The 18,862-nt window shown below is 70.5% G+C and carries 19 protein-coding genes and 1 tRNA gene; 14 read left to right on the plus strand and 6 right to left on the minus strand.

Annotated features, from left to right (window positions below):
* The first annotated feature begins 16 nt into the window (after nucleotides 1-16).
* From IE160_RS02745 to IE160_RS02785, 9 genes are read left to right on the plus strand one after another with little or no spacing between them, the layout of a single operon-like run.
* Nucleotides 17-703, plus strand: coding sequence for a nucleoside triphosphate pyrophosphohydrolase (locus IE160_RS02745; RefSeq protein WP_191151590.1), 687 nt, complete (start codon nucleotides 17-19; stop codon nucleotides 701-703).
* A 5-nt stretch (nucleotides 704-708) separates the two neighbouring features.
* Entirely contained in the window at nucleotides 709-1,665 is a 957-nt protein-coding gene (locus tag IE160_RS02750; protein ID WP_191151591.1) for an ABC transporter ATP-binding protein, read from the plus strand.
* A complete protein-coding gene (locus IE160_RS02755; protein ID WP_191151592.1) occupies nucleotides 1,662-2,753 on the plus strand; it encodes an ABC transporter permease in 1,092 nt (363 codons plus the stop codon). Before IE160_RS02750 ends, IE160_RS02755 begins: the two co-directional genes overlap by 4 nt.
* Nucleotides 2,754-2,794: 41 nt before the next feature.
* Complete coding sequence (gene hisS, locus IE160_RS02760) at nucleotides 2,795-4,069, plus strand: histidine--tRNA ligase (RefSeq protein ID WP_191151593.1); 1,275 nt, start codon at nucleotides 2,795-2,797, stop codon at nucleotides 4,067-4,069.
* A 3-nt stretch (nucleotides 4,070-4,072) separates the two neighbouring features.
* Nucleotides 4,073-5,353, plus strand: a complete 1,281-nt coding sequence (gene eno, locus IE160_RS02765; protein WP_191151594.1) for a phosphopyruvate hydratase — start codon at nucleotides 4,073-4,075, stop codon at nucleotides 5,351-5,353.
* A gap of 8 nt (nucleotides 5,354-5,361) precedes the next feature.
* The gene (locus IE160_RS02770; protein ID WP_218925626.1) at nucleotides 5,362-5,862 is read left to right on the plus strand and encodes an FtsB family cell division protein; all 501 of its coding nucleotides are present in this window, start codon (nucleotides 5,362-5,364) and stop codon (nucleotides 5,860-5,862) included.
* Nucleotides 5,859-6,377 (plus strand): DUF501 domain-containing protein, encoded by a 519-nt coding sequence (locus IE160_RS02775; protein ID WP_179873247.1) that lies wholly within the window; start codon nucleotides 5,859-5,861, stop codon nucleotides 6,375-6,377. The genes IE160_RS02770 and IE160_RS02775 overlap by 4 nt, the downstream gene beginning before the upstream one ends.
* A complete protein-coding gene (locus IE160_RS02780) occupies nucleotides 6,350-7,606 on the plus strand; it encodes a S8 family serine peptidase (RefSeq protein WP_224744536.1) in 1,257 nt (418 codons plus the stop codon). The genes IE160_RS02775 and IE160_RS02780 overlap by 28 nt, the downstream gene beginning before the upstream one ends.
* A gap of 37 nt (nucleotides 7,607-7,643) precedes the next feature.
* Nucleotides 7,644-8,963, plus strand: a complete 1,320-nt coding sequence (locus IE160_RS02785; protein WP_191151595.1) for an NAD(P)/FAD-dependent oxidoreductase — start codon at nucleotides 7,644-7,646, stop codon at nucleotides 8,961-8,963.
* Nucleotides 8,964-9,003: 40 nt separating this feature from the next.
* Here the strand turns inward: IE160_RS02785 and IE160_RS02790 are convergent.
* Nucleotides 9,004-9,077, minus strand: a tRNA-Leu gene (locus tag IE160_RS02790).
* Between the two features lie 12 nt (nucleotides 9,078-9,089).
* Complete coding sequence (locus IE160_RS02795; RefSeq protein ID WP_179873249.1) at nucleotides 9,090-11,168, minus strand: hypothetical protein; 2,079 nt, start codon at nucleotides 11,166-11,168, stop codon at nucleotides 9,090-9,092.
* 175 nt (nucleotides 11,169-11,343) lie between these two features.
* Between IE160_RS02795 and IE160_RS02800 the strand changes: the two genes are divergently transcribed.
* Nucleotides 11,344-11,910, plus strand: a complete 567-nt coding sequence (locus IE160_RS02800; protein ID WP_179873250.1) for a LemA family protein — start codon at nucleotides 11,344-11,346, stop codon at nucleotides 11,908-11,910.
* 32 nt (nucleotides 11,911-11,942) lie between these two features.
* Nucleotides 11,943-12,818, plus strand: a complete 876-nt coding sequence (locus tag IE160_RS02805; RefSeq protein ID WP_191151596.1) for a M48 family metalloprotease — start codon at nucleotides 11,943-11,945, stop codon at nucleotides 12,816-12,818.
* Between the two features lie 12 nt (nucleotides 12,819-12,830).
* Here IE160_RS02805 and IE160_RS02810 read toward each other — a convergent pair whose 3' ends face one another.
* On the minus strand, nucleotides 12,831-14,039 hold the full coding sequence (locus IE160_RS02810; protein ID WP_179873252.1) for a winged helix-turn-helix domain-containing protein: 1,209 nt from the start codon (nucleotides 14,037-14,039) through the stop codon (nucleotides 12,831-12,833).
* 64 nt (nucleotides 14,040-14,103) lie between these two features.
* On the opposite strand from IE160_RS02810, the gene IE160_RS02815 reads away from it, so the two are divergent.
* Both IE160_RS02815 and ilvA read left to right on the plus strand, forming a co-directional pair.
* A complete protein-coding gene (locus IE160_RS02815; RefSeq protein WP_191151597.1) occupies nucleotides 14,104-15,267 on the plus strand; it encodes an AI-2E family transporter in 1,164 nt (387 codons plus the stop codon).
* Nucleotides 15,264-16,505, plus strand: coding sequence for a threonine ammonia-lyase (gene ilvA / locus IE160_RS02820; RefSeq protein WP_179873254.1), 1,242 nt, complete (start codon nucleotides 15,264-15,266; stop codon nucleotides 16,503-16,505). Before IE160_RS02815 ends, ilvA begins: the two co-directional genes overlap by 4 nt.
* A 188-nt stretch (nucleotides 16,506-16,693) precedes the next feature.
* On the opposite strand, the gene greA is transcribed toward ilvA, so the two are convergent.
* Together greA and IE160_RS02830 are read right to left on the minus strand one after the other, a co-directional pair.
* Nucleotides 16,694-17,185 carry a transcription elongation factor GreA gene (greA, locus tag IE160_RS02825; RefSeq protein ID WP_179873255.1) on the minus strand — a complete coding sequence of 164 codons (492 nt, stop codon included), beginning with the start codon at nucleotides 17,183-17,185 and terminating at the stop codon, nucleotides 16,694-16,696.
* 66 nt (nucleotides 17,186-17,251) lie between these two features.
* Nucleotides 17,252-17,656, minus strand: coding sequence for a DUF4307 domain-containing protein (locus IE160_RS02830; protein ID WP_191151598.1), 405 nt, complete (start codon nucleotides 17,654-17,656; stop codon nucleotides 17,252-17,254).
* A gap of 142 nt (nucleotides 17,657-17,798) precedes the next feature.
* On the opposite strand from IE160_RS02830, the gene IE160_RS02835 reads away from it, so the two are divergent.
* Nucleotides 17,799-18,086, plus strand: a complete 288-nt coding sequence (locus IE160_RS02835) for a hypothetical protein (RefSeq protein WP_224744537.1) — start codon at nucleotides 17,799-17,801, stop codon at nucleotides 18,084-18,086.
* Here IE160_RS02835 and trhA read toward each other — a convergent pair.
* Nucleotides 18,030-18,797 carry a PAQR family membrane homeostasis protein TrhA gene (trhA, locus tag IE160_RS02840; RefSeq protein WP_179873257.1) on the minus strand — a complete coding sequence of 256 codons (768 nt, stop codon included), beginning with the start codon at nucleotides 18,795-18,797 and terminating at the stop codon, nucleotides 18,030-18,032. The genes IE160_RS02835 and trhA overlap by 57 nt on opposite strands.
* Nucleotides 18,798-18,862: the final 65 nt, after the last annotated feature.

Below are 18,862 nucleotides of genomic sequence, written 5' to 3' on the forward strand. Positions count from 1 at the left end.
CTGAGAGGATGGCGGCATGAGCGAGCTCCCGACCCCGCGACCGCACCCGCAGCTGGACCAACTCATCGCCGTGCTCGAGTACCTGCGGGCTCCCGGCGGCTGCGCCTGGGACGCTGAGCAGACGCACGAGAGCCTCGTGCAGTACCTCGTCGAGGAGTCGCACGAGCTCATCGAGGCCATCGAGCACGGCTCGCGCGAGGACGTGCTCGAAGAGCTGGGCGACGTTCTCTACCAGGTGCTGTTCCACGCGGACATCGCGGCGGCGAGCGCCGAGCATCCGTTCACGATCGAGGATGTCGCGGCCGCGACGACCGCGAAGATGGTCGGCCGCCACCCGCACGTCTTCGGCGACGTGGTCGCCGACACAGCGGACGACGTCGCGGCGAACTGGGAGACGTGGAAGCGGCAGCAGAAGCCAGCACGCACCTCGGTGCTCGACGGCGTCCCGGCAGGCCTGCCCGCGCTCGCCCGGGCCGAGAAGGTCCTCGGGCGAGCGCACAGCGTCTCCGCCGACATCGCGGTCGACGAGAGCGAGCCGGGTCTCGACGACGAGGCCGAACTGGGGCACCGGCTCTTGAGCCTCGTGGCCGCGGGCCGCGCACAGGGGCTGGACGCCGAGCGCGCCCTGCGCGCCGCCGTGCGCGATCTCGAGTCGCGCATCCGCGCGGCAGAGTCGGCAGCGGCTCGCACAGTGGTTGACTGACGCTCATGACGGCAACCCCCTCGCACGCCTCGAGCGGCGCCGCGATCGAGGTACACGGGGTCGCGCGCTCCTTTGGAGACGTGCACGCCGTGCGCGACGCGAGCTTCACCGCGCACGCCGGGTCGGTCACGGCCCTCATCGGCCCCAACGGCTCCGGCAAGACCACGCTCATGCTCGTGCTCGCGACCCTGCTCGCGCCGGATGCGGGAACCGTGCGTATCGCCGGAGCCGACCCCGTGCACGATGCGCGAGCGGTGCGCCAGCGCATGGGGTGGATGCCCGACGTGCTCGGCTCGTGGGCGACGCTGAGCGTGCGGCAGACGCTCGAGACGACGGGGCGGCTGTACGAGCTCACGCCGGCGCAGTCCCGCGAGCGGGCGCGCGAGCTCATCGAGCTCGTAGGGCTCGAGTCCCTCGCCGATCAGCCGACGCGCGTTCTCAGCCGCGGCCAGAAGCAGCGTTTGAGCCTCGCGCGCGCGCTCGTGCATCGGCCGGACGTGCTCTTGCTCGACGAGCCCGCGTCGGGCCTGGACCCGGCGGCGCGCGTCGACCTGAGGGTCCTCGTGCGGCAGCTCGCTGCGGAGGGCGTCGCGGTGCTCGTCTCCAGCCACGTGCTCGCCGAGCTCGACGAGATGGCCGACGCCGCCGTGTACCTCGACCACGGCGTCACCGCCAGCGCCGAGCGCATCGAGTCCTCGCGTGCGGGGGCGCGACAGTGGCGCATCCGCGCGGTCGACCCCGCGGCTCTGTCGGCAGCGCTCGCGAGCGAGGGCGTCGAGAGCGCTGGTCAGGACCACCTCGGCACCCTGGTCTCCGTGGCGAGCGAGGCCGACGCGGCCGCCCTGCTGGCTCGTCTCGTGAGCGCGGGAGTCGCCGTGAGCGCCTTCGGGCCGGCGGTGGGCGACCTCGAGCACACCTTCCTCGACCTGGCGCGCGGCGAGCGGCCGGAGGAGGCGCGATGACCCGGTACTGGGACACACTCGGCACGATCATCCTGCTCGAGCTGCGGCAGCGCATCCGCTCGGTCGCCTGGATCGTCCTCGTGATCGTCGTCTTCGTGCTCGTGGGCGTCGTCACGGCGATGCTGTGGGCCTCGATCTCCGCCTTCGGGGGCGACGCCGAGACGGCGGGCGTCTACTCGACCATCATCTTCTTCGTGCTGCTCGTGGGCACTCTCGTCACGCCCGCCATCAGCGGGGGCGCGGTCAACGGCGATCGGGACGCCGGAACGCTCGCGACGACGCAGGTGACGCTCGCGAGTGCGCCGCAGATCGTGCTCGGCAAGTTCGTGGCGGCCTGGACCGTGGCGCTCACCTTCCTGCTCGCCTCCCTGCCGTTCCTCGTCTTCTCCGTTGTGGCGGGCGGCGTGCGGCTCGACACGCTCCTGGCCTCGCTCGGCGTGCTCGTGCTCGAGCTCGGCGTCGTCGCCGCGATCGGCGTCGGTCTCTCCGCACTCATGTCTCGAGCCCTGTTCTCGGTCGTGACGACCTACCTGGCCGTCGCCGCGCTGAGCATCGGCACGCTCATCGCCTTCACGCTCGGCGGGCTCGCCTTCCAGTCAGAGGTTCGCTCGACCTACATCGGCGTCGACTACTCCGTCGGGGGCGAGTTCGATCCGCAGACAGGATTCCCCGAGCAGGTCGAGTGCCTTCCGCCCGAGACCTACAAATACCTCGTGCCGCGCTTCGACCACGTGTGGGGCATCCTCGCCGCGAACCCGTACGTCGTGCTCGCCGATGCCGCGCCGACCACGTTCGACAGCAATGGCAACCCGCAAGACCTGTTCGGCACCATCGCGACGGGGGTGCGGGCGGCCCAGCTCGCCCCCGAGCTCGAGATGGTCACGGACGAGTGCGCGGCGGCGCTCGCCGGCGACCTCGACCTTCTCAACGACTACGAGACGCCTCAGGAGATCTTTGAGCGCACGGTGCCCAGCTGGTTCGTCGGCCTGCTGCTGCACCTCCTGCTCGCAGCACTCGTACTGGGCGGCGGCATCGCGCGCACGCGCACCCCGGCGGGTCGCCTGCCGAAGGGCAGCCGCATCGCCTGAGCGCGCCGGAGGCGCCCGGGCTGCGTGACAGAATCGAGCGTATGGCCAGCCCGGTGACCCCGCCCCGCGGGATGCGCGACATCCTGCCCGCCGACAAGGCCCGGCGCGAGCGCGTGCTCGCGACGGTGCGCGGCGTGTACCGCGCGCACGGTTTCGACGAGATCGAGACTCCCGTCATGGAGGACGCCGACCGCCTGCACGCGGGCCTCGGCGGCGACAACGAGAAGCTTGCGTTCGCGGTCATGCGGCGCGGTCTCACCGTGGATGACCTGCGCACCGCCGAGTCGCCGCTCGACCTCGCCGACCTCGGGCTGCGGTTCGACCTCACGGTGCCGCTCGCGCGCTTCTACGCGAGCAACCGCGGGCAGCTGCCGACCGTGTTCCGCGCCATCCAGGTGGCGCCGGTGTGGCGGGCGGAGCGCCCGCAGAAGGGCCGCTACCGGCAGTTCGTGCAGTGCGACATCGACATCATCGGCGAGCCGGGCATCATCGCCGAGGTGGAGCTCATCGCGGCGACCTCGGCGGCGCTCGACGCCCTCGGCATCCCCGACTGCAGCATCCGCGTCAACGACCGCCGTCTGCTCACGGCGTGGCTCACGCGGCACGGCGTGCCGGCGACTCTGCAGCCGCAGGCGCTCATCACGATCGACAAGCTCGACAAGCTCGGCGTCGACGGGGTGGTGGAGGAGCTCGTCGCCCTCGGCGTCACGCAGGCGCGGGACCTGTTCGAGGCGCTCGCCGCCGACGAGGACGACTCGTGGAGCCTGCTGCAGAGTCCCGCGTTCGACGGAAGCCCCGCCCTCGACGATCTGCGCGCACTGCGCGCGGCACTGCCCGAGCTTCCGCTGCAGTTCGACCCGTTCCTCGTGCGCGGCATGGGCTACTACACGGGCCCGATCTTCGAGGTCGCGCACCCGCAGCTCGGCTACTCGCTGGGCGGCGGAGGCCGCTACGACGGCATGATCGGGCGGTTCCTCGGCAGCGAGGTGCCCGCGACGGGCTTCTCGCTCGGCTTCGAGCGCCTCATCGACCTCGTGCAGCTCGCCACGACGGGGGGCGCAGAGGATGCGGCTCTCGTCTACGACCGCGATGTCGCTCCCGCGACGATCGTGACCCTGCAGGCCGCCCTCGTCGCGGAGGGCGCCCGGGTGCGTCTGCTGAAGCGGCCCAAGAATCTGCGCGCCGCTCTCGAGCAGCTCGACGCGGACGGCTTCCGCCGCTTCGCGCCCGTGGCGCACGACTCCGCACCCGACCCCGCGCTTCTCGACTGGCGTAGGCTCGGAGCCGCAGATTCGACCACCACCGAAGGAGACTGACCCGTGGCAGCTATCGAGGCCGTTGGAGCCCGTGAAATCCTCGACTCGCGAGGCAACCCGACTGTGGAGGTCGAGGTTCTGCTCGACGACGGGACGGTTTCGCGCGCGGCCGTGCCCTCGGGCGCATCGACGGGCGCCTTCGAGGCTTATGAGCTGCGCGACGGTGACAAGGGCCGGTACCTCGGCAAGGGCGTGCTCAAGGCCGTCGATGCCGTGCTCGACGTGCTCGGCCCGGCCGTGGAGAACCTCGACGCGAGCGACCAGCGTCTCATCGACGCCGCTCTCATGGCCGCCGACGGCAGCGACAACAAGTCGAAGCTCGGCGCGAATGCCATCCTCGGCGTCTCCCTCGCCGTCGCGAAGGCGGCAGCCGACTCTGCCGACCTTCCCCTGTTCCGCTACGTCGGCGGACCCAACGCCCACGTGCTTCCCGTGCCGATGATGAACGTCATCAACGGAGGCTCCCACGCCGACACGGGCGTCGACGTGCAGGAGTTCATGATCCTGCCGATCGGCGCGGAGAGCTTCACGGAGGCTCTGCGCTGGGGTGCGGAGACCTACCACGCGCTCAAGGGCGAGCTCAAGGCCGGCGGCTTCTCGACCGGTCTCGGCGACGAGGGCGGCTTCGCCCCCGACCTTCCCGGCACGAAGGCCGCGCTCGACTTCCTGCTCGCGGCGATCGAGAAGGCGGGCTTCACGCCCGGAACCGACATCGCGCTCGGGCTCGACGTTGCGGCGACCGAGTTCTACTCCGACGGGGCCTACAGCTTCGAGGGCTCGACCCGCACGGCGGCCGAGATGGCCGCCTTCTACGCGGAGATCGTGAACGCGTACCCGCTCGTCACGATCGAGGACCCGCTCGACGAGGACGACTGGGACGGCTGGGCCTCGCTCACGACCGACGTCGGCACGAAGGTGCAGATCGTCGGCGATGACCTCTTCGTCACCAACCCCACGCGACTCGCGAAGGGCATCGCGCACGGCACCGCGAACTCGCTCCTCGTGAAGGTCAACCAGATCGGCACGCTCACCGAGACGCTCGACGCTGTCTCCCTCGCCCAGCGCAGCGGCTACACGGCCGTACTGTCGCACCGCTCGGGCGAGACGGAGGACACCACGATCGCCGACCTCGCGGTCGCGACGAACTGCGGCCAGATCAAGACGGGCGCGCCCGCGCGCTCGGAGCGCGTCGCGAAGTACAACCAGTTGCTGCGCATCGAGGAGGAGCTGGGCGAGGCCGCCGTGTACGCCGGTCGCTCGGCCTTCCCGCGCTTCACCGCCTAGGCGGAGCCGTGGCCCGCCCCCCGCGCAGCGCCTCCCCGGCTCCGGCCGCGGAGGCGCTGGGGGTGGGCGCCTGGTTCCGCAACCTTCAGCTCTCCGGGTTCACCGTTACCGTCTTCCTGCTGATCGTCGCGGGGCTCGTCGTGCTCGCGCCCTCCCTGCGCATCCTCGTGGAGCAGCGGCAGGAGATCGCCGAGCTGGAGCGAACGGTCGCCGAGCAGCAGGCGGCGGTCGAGGATCTCGAGATCGAGATCGATCGCTGGCAGGACCCTGCCTACATCGAGGCGCAAGCGCGAGGTCGACTGCTGTACGTGTACCCGGGCGACATCAGCTATCTCGTGATCGACGACGGGCTCACTCCCGCCTCGGATGACGGTCAGCCGATCAGCGACGAGATTCAGACGACGCGCGTCGACTGGACGCGCGCGCTGCTGTCGTCCTTCGTCACGGCGGGCCTCACCGACCTGCCGGCCGACTCTCTCGTCTCCCCTGCGTTCGAGGGGGCGCAGTGAGCCGGCCGCCGTTCGCACCCTTCAGCGAAGGCGATGTCGCGCTCGTGAGTGCGCAGCTCGGTCGCCCAGCGCGCGACGTCGTCGGCATTCCCGCCCGCTGCGTGTGCGGCGCGCCCACGGTCGTCGCGACCCGGCCGCGGCTCTCGAACGGAACACCCTTCCCGACCCTCTACTACCTGAGCCACCCCGCGGCGACGGCGGCCGTCTCGCGGCTCGAGGCCGACGGCCGCATGGCCGAGTTCACGGCGATGCTCGCCGAGGACTCCGCAGTCGCTGCGCAGTACCGCGCCGCTCACGAGGCGTACCTGGCCGACCGCGGGCAGCTGCTGGACGTTCCCGAGATCGACGACTATTCCGCCGGGGGCATGCCGACGAGGGTCAAGTGCCTGCACGCCCTCGTCGGCCATTCCCTGGCCGTGGGGCCGGGCGTCAACCCGATCGGCGACCGCGCCCTCGCAGAGTGCGGCTGGACCCCCGAGGTGTGCGCGTGCACTCCCGACCTGCGCGGCTCCTAGCGCGCCTGACCGTGCTCGCCGTGGCGGGCGCTGGCGCTCTCGCGCTCGCTCCGGCTCCGGATGCCCGCGCAGACTCGATCAGAGACCTCCAGTACTGGCTCGACGAGTACGGAATTCGCGAGGCGTGGCAGATCACGCGAGGCGCCGGTGTCACGATCGCGGTCATCGACTCGGGCGTCGACGCGGCGCATCCCGATCTCGCGGGCGCGGTCGTCGGGGGTACCGACGTCTCGGGGCGGGGAGCCGACGACGGAACGCGGCCGGTCAGCGGAACGGGCAGCACGCACGGCACCATGGTGGCCTCCCTCGCGGCAGGACGGGGCAGCGGGCCCACGAACGGCGTCATCGGCGCGGCTCCAGCGGCCTCGCTGCTGAGCATTTCCCTCGCCTTCGGAGCGGGGGAGCGCAGCGCCGACGCGCAGGTCGCGGACGCGGTGCGATGGGCCGTCGACAACGGCGCCGACATCATCTCGCTCTCCCTTACGCGCAACACTCTGGGCTGGCCGGAGAGCTGGGACGACGCGTTCGGCTACGCCGAGGAGAACGACGTGGTCGTCGTCGCGGCGGCGGGCAACCGGGGCAGCGGCACCGAGTCGGTGGGAGCGCCGGCGACGATGCCGGGAGTGCTCGCGGTCGGCGGAGTGGATCGTTCGGGCGTCGCGAGCGACAACGCCTCGTCGCAGGGCATCACGATCGGGGTCATGGCTCCGAGCGAGCAGCTCGTGGGCGCCGTGCCGGGCGGCGGGCACGCCCTGTGGCAGGGCACGAGCGGGGCCACGCCGATCGTCGCGGGCATCGCGGCGCTCGTGCGCGCGGCGCATCCCGAGCTCGATGCCGCGAACGTCATCGAGCGCATTCTGCGCACCGCCCGCCCCGCGACGCCCACCGTGCCCGATCCGCTCTACGGCTACGGCCTCATCGACGCGCGCGCGGCCGTGGGCGCGAGCGTCGCTCCTGTCGCGAGCAACCCGCTCGGCAGCCTCGCCGAGTGGGTCGTCGTGCACCGTCGAGCGGAGGCCGACACCGTCGCAGCCGACCTTCCCGCGGCGCGCGAACCGATCGCCCGCGGCTCGTTCGCGAACGACTCTGTCGCGGATGCCCGGCCCGCGATCGCCGCGGCGGCACCCGTGCTGCCGATCGTGGGCCTGCTGCTCGGGCTCCTGCTCGTCGTCGTGGGAGCGGTCACCGCAGGCGCCGTGCAGTTCGCCAGGCGCACGCCGTCGGAGTAGATTAACCGGGTTCCCCCAAACAAGGAGTGTTTTTCTCGTGCCCAGAATTCTCATCGTCGGTGGAGGCTACGCCGGTTTCTACACCGCTCTGAAGCTCGAGAAGTGGCTGCGCAAGGGTGAGGCCGAGGTCGTTCTCGTCGACCCGCTGCCCTACATGACCTACCAGCCGTTCCTGCCCGAGGTCGCGGCGGGCTCCCTCGAGCCGCGTCACGCGGTCGTCTCGCACCGGCGCCACCTCAGGAGCACCCGCGTCATCACGGCGAAGGTGTCGGGAGTGAACCACGCCAGCAAGACCGCCACGATCGAGCCCGAGGTGGGGGAGCCCTTCGAGCTCGACTACGACCACGTCGTCATGACCGCCGGCTCCGTCTCTCGCACGTTCCCCATTCCCGGCGTCGCGGATGAGGCCATCGGCATGAAGTCGATCGAGGAGGCCGTCGCGGTGCGCGACCGCCTCATCGACAACTTCCACCGTGCCGCCCTGCTGCCGGCCGGCCCCGAGCGCGATCGGCTGCTCACCGTCGTCGTGGTCGGTGGCGGCTTCGCCGGCATCGAGACCTTCGCCGAGCTGCGCAGCCTCGCGAGCGCCCTGCTGCGGGACCACCCGCAGCTGACGATCGACGACACGCACTTCCACCTCATCGAGGCGATGGGCCGCATCATGCCCGAGGTGTCGCTCAAGACGAGCCACTGGGTTCTCAAGAACCTGGCCCAGCGTGCCGCGATCGTGCACCTCGAGACGCAGCTCACGAGCGCCGTCGACGGCCGCATCGAGCTGTCGACGGGCGAGAGCCTCGAGTCGGACCTCATCATCTGGACGGCGGGCGTCATGGCGAACCCGGTGCTACGCGGCACCGACCTGCCGGTCGACGAGCGCGGTCGCCTGCGTGCGCAGGCAGACCTGCGCGTGATCGACGACAACGGCATCGTCGACGCCGCGTGGACCGCGGGCGACGTCGCCGCGGTGCCCGACCTCTCGGGCGGCGGAGTCGGTGGGTTCTGCGTGCCCAACGCGCAGCACGCCGTGCGCCAGGGCAAGCAGCTCGCGAAGAACATCGTGGCGGTGCTGCGCGGTGAGGACCCGAAGGACTACGAGCACAAGAACCTCGGCGCCGTCGCCGGCCTGGGCCTCGGTTACGGAGCCTTCCAGTCGGGCAAGTTCGCCGTCACGGGCTTCCCCGCCTGGGTCATGCACCGCGGCTACCACGGCCTCGCGATCCCCATGTGGGAGCGCAAGCTGCGCGTCGTGGGCGACTGGGTCGGCAACTTCGTGCTCGGGCGCGACAACGTGAGCCTCTCGGCGCGCGAGGAGCCCGCGGCATACTTCCAGGAGTTCGCGGCCCGCCCCAAGGGCTAGTGCCCGCGACCGCAGGTTATGCGGTCGCGCGCGTGCGAAGTACCCCGGCTGGGGTTCGAACCCAGACTGAAGCGATTTTAAGTCGCCTGCCTCTGCCAATTGGGCTACCGGGGCCCGCCCGCCACATTAGCTGTCGAGGGCGGGTGCCACCCAGCGCACCCAGACGGTGAGCGCGGTCAGCACCGCGGCGATTCCGAGCGCGATGAGGCCGAGGGCGAGCAGCGGGAAGCTCGCGCCCGAGGCGACGATCGCGCCCGTGACGGAGGCGCTCGTGAGGGCGACGACGGCCCAGCCGCCTCGCGAGATGGCGTAGAGCTCGCGACCGGGCAGCCCGCCGATGGGCAGCAGGAGCAGCAGGAGCGACCCGAACCCGCCGAGGGCGATCGCCGCCATCGTCTCGGCGGCGAAGGTCTCCCAGAATCCGACGGTCGGCATGAGCAGGGTGTGCGCTGCCCACGCGAGCAGGGCGAGTGTCGCGACGCCCGCGATCTGAGCGATGGCGACTCCCCCTCGCGCGCGCAGGCGCGCGGGCTCGAGGGCGAGGCAGGCGAGGAGCACGCCGAGCAGGACGGGTGGCTGCAGGTCGAGGAAGCGCGAGAGGAGCGCGGCGACGAAGGCGACGATCAGGATGCCCGGCAGCAGTCGCGCGCGTGCGGGGGCGTGCAGCACGCGCCCGGCGATCCTCGCGGGGATGACGACGGCGAAGAGGTTGAGCAGCACGAGCCCGAGCCCGATGGCAGCCATGAGTCTGATGTACCGCACTTCCGCCGTGATGCCTCCGGAGAGCGCGGCGACGAGCGCGGCACCCGCGAAGGTGGCGACGACGACGAGGAGAGGGGAGAGGACGGGCCGCTCGCCGCCCTCCTCGCCCTGCTGCTCCTCATCATCGGGCTCCTCGTCCTGGCGGTTGCGGCCGGTGAGCCGCCAGGGTGAGGTGCCGAGCCGTGGCCCGACGATGGTCGCGTACGCGCGCAGGGGGAGCGCGATGAGCAGCAGGTAGGCGAGCGCCACGATCGGGGCGAGTGCCCAGCCGCCGCGCTCGATGATCTGCTCGGCGGAGGGCAGCGAGTTTCCGAAACCCGTCTCGGTGCCCCAGTGGGTGGCGGGTGAACCGCCGCTTCCGCTCTCGCCGAACGGGGGCGACGGCACGCCGGGGGCCGGCCGCTCGGGGGGCGTCGTGGGGCTGGGGATCGGTGAGCTCTCGGGTTCGGGCGACCCGGTGCCACCGGGTTCCGGGGCGGGAGCGGGAGGCACCGCAGGGCCGCCCGGCGATCCGCCTCCCCCGTCGGGGCCGCGGGGGGAGGCGATGATCTCGACGCGCTCGCTCGCGCTGCTGAAGTTGCCGGCGACATCCCGCTGCAGTGCCTGCAGGGTCCACTCTCCGGGGCCGGGGAGGCCGAGTGCGCAACTCCACTCGCCGGTCGGCTCGACGTCGGCCTCGCACGCGATGTCGCCGTGCGTGAAGACCTGCACCCGGGCATCCGGTTCTCCCTCGCCCGCGACGGTCACCGCGGGGCCGCTCACCGCATCGCCGTTCGAAGGGCTCGTGATGAGGGGAGCAGCGGGAGGCGTGCGGTCGATCGTCGCCGTCGTCGCGGGGGAGTAGCTCGAGTACTCCGGCCCGAGAGAGGGCAGCGATTGACTCACGCGCACCTCGTGCTCGCCTTCGGGGAGGATGACGACGCACGACCAGAAGCCGCTGTCGACCGCCGCTGGGCACGAGTGCTGCTGCGGAGCTCCGGACCCGTCAGACTGCACCTGGATGGTCGCCCCGGGCTCAGCCTGACCCGTGAACCGGCCCGTCGTCGTGATCTGAGCTCCAGAACCGTCGAGCGTGGGGGGACGCAGGACGCGCAGCACGAGAGGCTCGAGCGGCTCGACGGAGTCGTCGGCGAGGGTCTCCACCCCCGTGAAGGTCTGCTCGCCGTTGGGCACCGAGATCGACGGGCACTGCCAGGTCGTCGCCGCTGAGGCGGTGATCGTGCACACCACGCCGGCGCCGGCGCGGCGCAGCTCGAGCGCGCTCTCGGCCTCCTTCGTGCCCTGCAGCACCACGTGCCCGGTGCCGACGAAGTCGCTCGTCGGCTCGGTGAACGAGGCTGCGGCCGCCGCAGGAACGGAGGGCAGTGCGGCGAGTGCGGTAGCCGCGGCGACGACGATCGCAGCCCTGAGCATCCCGCGAGCGGGCGACGATGAGCGGCCCATGCTCATCCCCCTCTCCGCTCGTGAGGGTGACGGCCCTCGGTGCTGCCGGCGCGCCGACATCGGACCATCCTCGCGACCATCATGTCGTGTTGGGCCGGTGACTGCTGGGCGGCTCCACAGGAGGCGCCAAGCCTGGCGCCTGTTGCGGGTCGGATGCGCGCTCTATGCTGTGCTCATGGAATTCTTGGTCATCGTCGGCGTCATCGTCCTTCTCGTCGTCATCGCGGGCATCTACCTATGGGCGACGTACAACTCGCTCGTCACCCTCAATGTGCGCGTCGACGAGGCGTGGAGCGACATCACGGTGCAGCTCAAGCGCCGTGCCGACCTTCTGCCGAATCTCATCGAAGCCGTCAAGGGCTACGCGGCGCACGAGAAGCAGGTCTTCGAGAACGTCACCAAGGCGCGCGCCGAGACGCTGACCGCGCAGGGCCCGGCAGAGGCGAGCGCGGCCGAGAACCACATGCAGCAGGCGCTCAAGAGCATCTTCGCGGTCGCCGAGGCGTACCCGCAGCTCCAGGCGAGCCAGAACTTCCTGCAGCTGCAGGGGGAGCTCGTCGACACGGAGGACAAGATCCAGGCGTCTCGCCGCTTCTACAACGGTGGGGTGCGCGAGCTCAACGTCAAGATCAAGCAGTTCCCGAACACGCTCTTCGTGCGCGGCCTCGGCTTCACCGAGCGCGACTTCTTCGAGGTGGCGGATGCCGCGGCGATCGCGGAGCCTCCGCGCGTGCAGTTCTGATCACCGCGCTCGCGAGCAGGGAGTAACCGCACGTGTATCGCGCCATTGCGGCGAACAAGCGCAACACGGTGTTCATCATCATCGTGTTCGTGCTGCTCATCGGGGGTCTCGGCCTTGTCGCCGACTACCTGTACGGCGGCGGCATGACGATCTTCATCGGCACGCTCATCGGCGCGACAGCGTACGTACTGTTCCAGTACTTCGCGTCGAGCTCGCAAGCGCTCTCGATGGCGGGTGCCCGCCAGATCGAGAAGCGGGACAACCCTCGCCTCTACCGCATCGTCGAGAACCTCGCGATCACGGAGGGCATGCCGATGCCCAAGGTGTACATCGTCAACGATCCTGCGCCGAACGCCTTCGCGACGGGTCGCGACCCCGAGCACGCGAGCGTCGCTGCGACCACGGGCCTGCTCGAGCTCATGGACGATCGGGAGCTCACGGGGGTCATGGCGCATGAGCTGGGCCACGTGAAGAACTACGACATCCGTGTGTCGACGATCGTGTTCGGTCTCGTCGTCGCGGTCGGGCTGCTCGCCGACATCCTGGTGCGCATGGCCTTCTTCGGCGGCAATCGCAACAACGGCAACCCGATCGTGCTCATCTTCGGCCTCGTCGCGATGATCGTGGCGCCGCTCGTCGCGAGCCTCATCCAGGCGGCCGTCTCCCGGCAGCGGGAGTACCTCGCCGATGCGACGGGCGCTCTCACGACGCGCGACCCGGAGGCGCTCGCGAGCGCTCTCCAGAAGCTCGGCGACTACGCGCGCCCCATGCGCAAGCAGAGCTCGACGATGGCGCACTTGTGGATCAGCGACCCGATGAAGCCCGGAGTGATCGACCGCATGTTCCAGACCCACCCCCCTATCCCCGACAGGGTGAAGCGGCTCATGGAGAACTCGACGCGCTTCTAGCCGGTCGAGCAGTCATCGACCCCGCAGTGCTTCCCGCACGGCGGCGGCGGCCGTGCCCCGATCGGCGACGAGAACCTCCCCGAGCCCCTGCCAGGCCGATGCCCGTCTCAGCACCGGGGCGATGCGCTCGGCGAGCGCACCGGCTGACACGCCCGGCTCGGCCCACGCCGACTGCACGCGCAGCACCCCCGCCTGGCGGTCGCTCTTGAGGTCGATGCGCCCCAGCAGGGCATCGTCGACGAGCACGGGCAGCGAGTAGTAGCCGTACTGGCGGTGCGCAGCCGGTGTGTAGATCTCGATGCGGTAGGGAAAACCGAACATCCGCAGGGCTCGCTCACGGTTCCACACGACCGGGTCGAAGGGAGAGAGAAGGGCGGTCGACTCGATGCGGCGCGGGATGCGCGCGCCCGAGGGCATGAACGCCGGGAGCGGCCGGCCTCCGCGCACCCACCCCTCCACCTCGACCTGTACGACCTCGCCCGCGTCGAGGAGCGCGCGCAGGGCATCCTTCGTCGGAGCGATCTTCAGCCGGTGGTAGTCGGCGATATCGCCGATCGTGCCCACGCCGAGGGCTCGCACGCTACGCCGGACAAGCTCGAGCTGCGCATCGTCGCGCGCAACCCGCTGCGCGTGCAGTTCGCCGAGGCCCACCTGCTCGGGCAGGGCGTACACCCGCGAGAAGCCCCGCCGCCCGCCGCTCACGACGTCGCCCACGGCGAACAGGTGCTCCAACCCGATCTTGACGTCGCTCCACCCCCACCACGGCCCGCGTCGCGCGGTGGCCTCGTGCTCGACGTCGCCCACGGTCATGGGTCCCACCGCGGCGAGCTCGCCGAGCAGCCAGGAGAGCATCGCTGCGTTGTCGCGCACCCACGCGTTCGAGCGGTTCTCCTTCTCGCGCAGCGCCTCGCGCTTCCAGTGCCACAGCGGCCAATCATCGCGACGGATGATCGCCGCCTCGTGCGCCCAGTACTCGGTGTAGCGGCCTCGGGCGTGGAAGATCAGCCGGTCGAGCAGTGCGGGGTCGTACGAGCCGAGTCGCGCGAAGAGCGGCAGGTAGTGAGACCGCGCGAACACGTTCACCGAGTCGAGCTGCAGCACCGCGAGGCGATCGAGGGCGGCCGTCAGCTGGCGCGCGCCGATCGTCTCGGGATGCGGGCGGGCGAAGCCGCCCGCCCCGAGGGCGAGCCGCCGAGCCTGATCGCTTCGGAGCCGGTCCACCTGCGAAGGCTATCGAGGACCAGCGACCCGCGAACGGGGCCTCGCGGGCTCGTAGACTGACCGCATGTTCCGCGCGTTCCGCTCCGCAGAGCAGAGCAGCGCGCCCGCGGTCTCCACGGTCCCCCCGGGTGTGCGCATCGCGAGCGAGTGGTCCTGGCGCTTCCTCGCCATCGCGGGCGCCGCCGGGCCCCTCATCTTCCTCATCATCCAGTTGCGGCTCCTGGTCATCCCGCTCTTCATCGGCGTGCTGCTCGCGGCGCTGCTCGTCCCCTACGCATCGTGGTTGGGCTCGCGCCTCCGCTTTCCCCGCTGGCTCGCGATCCTCACCGCGATGCTGACCCTCATCGCGGTCGTCGGAGGCCTCGTCTGGCTCGTCGTCTCCCAGGTGCGGGCCGGCTACGGTTCGCTCGAGGAGCGATCGGTCGAGCGCTACGCCGACTTCCTCTCCTGGCTGTCGGCGACCTTCGAGCTCTCCGACGCCGAGCTCGCGACGGTCATCGACGACACGGTCGCCCAGCTCGACCTGGGCGGAGGCTGGCTCGTGAGCGGAGCGCTCTCCGTCGGCTCCACGCTCACCGAGGTGCTCACGGGCTCGGTGCTCGTGCTCTTCGCCGTGCTGTTCTTCCTCATCGACGGGCGCCGCATCTGGCAGTTCGTCGTGGGGCTGTTCCCGCGGCGGGCGCGCACCCCCGTCGACGGTGCCGGTCGAGCCGGGTGGCTGACCCTCACCAACTTCGTGAAGGTGCAGATCTTCGTCGCGTTCGTCGACGCGGTGGGCATCGGGCTCGGTGCGGTCATCCTGCAACTGCCGCTCGCCCTGCCCATCGCGGTCGCGGTGTTCCTCGGAGCGTTCGTGCCCATCGTCGGCGCCGTCGTCACCGGAGCGCTCGCCGTCTTCGTCGCGCTCATCTACTACGACATCGTGATCGCGCTCATCATGCTCGGCATCGTGCTGCTCGTGCAGCAAATCGAGGGCAACGTGCTGCAACCCCTCGTCATGGGCACCGCGGTCAAGGTGCACCCGCTCGCGGTCGTGCTCGCCGTCGCCGCGGGCGGATTCCTCGCAGGCATCCCGGGTACGCTCTTTGCCGTGCCCATCGTGGCGGTGCTCAACGTCGTCGTCCGCTACCTTTCTCGTGGGCAGTGGCGCACCAACCCTCGGCCGAGCCTCTCCGACGTCATAGCGCCCCACGATCACGATCCCCCCACGACAGAAGGGCGAGCATGACGACCCCCGTGACGCTGGCCGGCCCCACGCTCGACGACGTCGAGGCCGCGCGCCTCCTCGTGCGCCGAGTCGCGGAGACGACGCCCATCGAGACCTCCCGGTACCTGAGCGACATCCTCGGCGCGACCGTGCTGCTCAAGTGCGAGAACCTGCAGCGCACCGGCTCGTACAAGATTCGCGGCGCATACACGCGCATGGCGCGGCTGACCGAGGAGGAGCGCTCGCGCGGAGTGGTCGCCGCGAGTGCCGGCAATCATGCGCAGGGCGTGGCCTTCGCCGCGCGCGAGCTGGGCATCCACGCCACGATCTTCATGCCGATCGGGGTGGCCCTGCCCAAGCTCCAGGCGACCCGCGACTACGGAGCCGAGGTCGTGCTGCGCGGGCACTCCGTGTCGGAGCCGCTTCAGGCCGCCGCCGAGTACGCCGAGCGCACGGGCGCCGTCTACATCCCGCCCTTCGACCACCCCGACGTCGTCGCCGGTCAGGGCACGCTCGGGCTCGAGCTGCTCGAGCAGGTTCCCGACCTCGAGACCGTCGTCATCCCGATCGGCGGAGGCGGGCTCGCGAGCGGCGTCGCGAGCGTGCTCAAGCGACGGGCGGCCGAGGAGGGGCGCACGATCCGCATCATCGGGGTGCAGGCCGCCAACGCGGCCGCCTACCCCATCTCGCTCGCCGCGGGCGAGCCGACCGACATCACGATCGGCTCGACCATCGCCGACGGCATCGCCGTCGCACGGCCGGGCGCTCTCAACTTCGCGATCATCCGGGACGCCGTCGACGAGGTCGTCACCGTCGAGGAGGACGACATCGCCCAGGCCATGCTCGTGCTGCTCGAGCGCGCCAAGCTCGTCGTCGAGCCGGCGGGCGCCGTCGGAGTCGCCGCGGTCATGCAGGGCAAGGTGAGTGCTCAGGGCACGACCGTCGTCATCCTGTCGGGCGGCAACATCGACCCGCTCATCATGGAGCGCGTCATCAGTCACGGTCTCGCGGCGGGGGAGCGCTATCTCAAGCTGCGCATCCCCCTGCCCGACCGGCCCGGCCAGCTCGCTCGCACGAGCGAGATCGTGGCTTCGCAGAACGCGAACGTCGTCGAAGTGCTGCACACTCGCCACGGCACGGGGCTGCAGATCAGCCAGGTCGAGCTCGAGCTGCACATCGAGACCCGCGGCCCCGAGCACGCCGACCAGGTGCTGGGCGCGCTGCGGGACGCAGGGTATGAGCCGCGTGTCGACTTTTAGCGTGCGCGCGCAACGCTGGCGCGTTGGAGGTCGAGGCCGCGCGTCGACGTTTGGCGTTCGCGCGCAACGCTCGCGCGTTGCGGGGTGCGAACCGCGCGTCGACTTCTCGAGCGCCGTCTCCTCTGACGGCCCCGGTCGTCTGTTCGGGAACGGGTGAGGCGGGCCGTCAGAGGAGACGGCACGGTCCGCTAGGGCGTGTAGGTCTCGACGTTCACGATCGTGACGGAGACCTGCGCGCCGCTCGGCGCCTCATAGCTCGTCGAGTCGCCGACCTTGAGCCCGAGGATCGCCGAGCCGAGGGGGCTCTGCTCGCTGTAGACGGCGAGCTCTCCGCCGTCGCCGACGATCTCACGGCTGCCGAGCAAGAACTTCTCCTCATCGCCCATGATCGTCGCCACGATGACGGTGCCCGGCTCGACGACGCCGCTCGACTGGGGCGCCTCGCTGACGGTCGCGCTCTTCAGCAGGGCCGAGAGCGTCCTGATTCTCGCCTCGATCTTGCCCTGCTCGTCCTTCGCGGCGTGGTAGCCGCCGTTCTCCTTGAGGTCGCCCTCGTCTCGGGCAGCCTCGATTCGCCGCGCGATCTCGGCGCGACCCTCGGTGCTGAGCTGCTCGAGCTCGGCGTTGAGGCGATCGTAGGCCTCCTGGGTCAGCCACTTCGTGTCGGTGGTGTCGCTCATCTTGTCTGCCTCCTGACGCAACAGAGCCGACCCGGTGGGTCGGCTCGCCGCAGTGATCTGAGGATATTACGGGAGCCAGCAGCGGTACGGCAAACCCGTCACGGCTGGTTCTGAAGTTCGCACGGTCTGCGCGAGGGACCGGGTGCGCTTAGGAGAGGCGGGGATCTCGACGATCGTCCACCCCACGATGCCGAAGCTGCTGTTGAGCGCCTGCAGTGCGCAGTGCACAGTGGTCTCCGGTGGTGCCGTCACCTCCCACTGCACGGTGATCGACGTGTCGGTGACGTCGGTATAGCCCAGTTCACGCGTCTCGAGCGTCGCGCTCGTGCCCGATAGTCCTCCCCACACGACCCACGCGGTCAGGACCACGGCGAGAGTGATGGCTCCTGCGATGAGGATGCGGCGAGTACGGCGCTCGCTCCCGGCGCTGCGCCCGTAGCGCTCATCGAGGAGCTGCTGGGTCGTCGTCATGGTTTCCTGTGCGGGTGGTCGGCGAGCATCCGGATGCGCTCGATAGTGTGGCTCTCAGGGTAGTCGGCGCCGCTGAGAGGCGAGCGCTCGGCGCCCTCCCCCCTCGGCGTGAATCCCACGCCGATCGACTCGAGGAGCACGCGTGCACTGGCTGACCGTTCACCGAACCGGCATCGGGCCGAACCCTGTGGACGACCCGCTCCTCCCGCCCATCCAGGTCGATGAGAACCTCGTGACGCCGGGCGTCATCGGCTTCGTCGTCACGCTCCTCGTCGCGGTCGGTGCGATTCTGCTCATCATCGACATGTCGCGGCGGGTGCGCCGCGTGCGGTATCGCGGAGAGGTGCGCGAACGCCTCGAGGAGGAGCAGGCCTCAGCCGCCGTAGGGCGGGTCGAGGGCGACGATGAGGACCCCCGCCCAGTGGCATAGGAACGCCACGACCGTCAGGGTGTGAAAGATCTCGTGGAAGCCGAACACGCCCGGCACCGGGTTCGGGCGCTTGAGCCCGTAGATGACCGCCCCAGCCGTGTAGGCGAGCCCTCCGACGATCACGAGCGTCATCATGGCCGGGCTCGCGGCGAAGAGGTCGACGATGTACAGCACAGCCGCCCACCCGAGCAGCACGTAGAGCGGCACGTACGCCCAGCGAGGCGCGGTGATCCAGAAGACGCGGAAGCCGATGCCCAGCAGAGCACCCGCCCAGACGAGCGCGAGCAGCAGGTAGCCCTTGTCCGGGGGCAGCGCCATGATGGCCAGGGGCGTGTAGGTGCCGGCGATGAGCAGGAAGATGTTGGCGTGGTCGAAGCGCTTGAGCAGTATGCGCGTGCGCGTGCTCCAGTGGAACCGGTGGTACGTCGCCGAGATGCCAAAAAGCAGGAGCGACGAGGTCATGAAGACGGCGCTCGACCACGTGGCGGCGACACCGTCGGCGACGATCAGCAGCACGATGCCGGCGACGACGGCCAGCGGGAACGTGCCGGCGTGAATCCAGCCGCGCCAGGTCGGCTTCTCCTCTCGTTGCTCGATCCGCTCGTACTCGATCGACTCCTCGAGGAGAGGGACATTCGGGATGTCCGCCGCGGGCTCGTCGTCGACGCGGTCTGCGGCGGTGGTCACGGGCTCCTCAGCGGCAGGCGTCATGCCGCGATCGTAGCCCGCCCAGCTCACAGGCGCCTTTCGACTGGAGACCGTGAACAATGCGAGCA

This window comes from Chryseoglobus sp. 28M-23, assembly GCF_014789785.1.
Lineage (GTDB): Bacteria > Actinomycetota > Actinomycetes > Actinomycetales > Microbacteriaceae > Microcella > Microcella indica.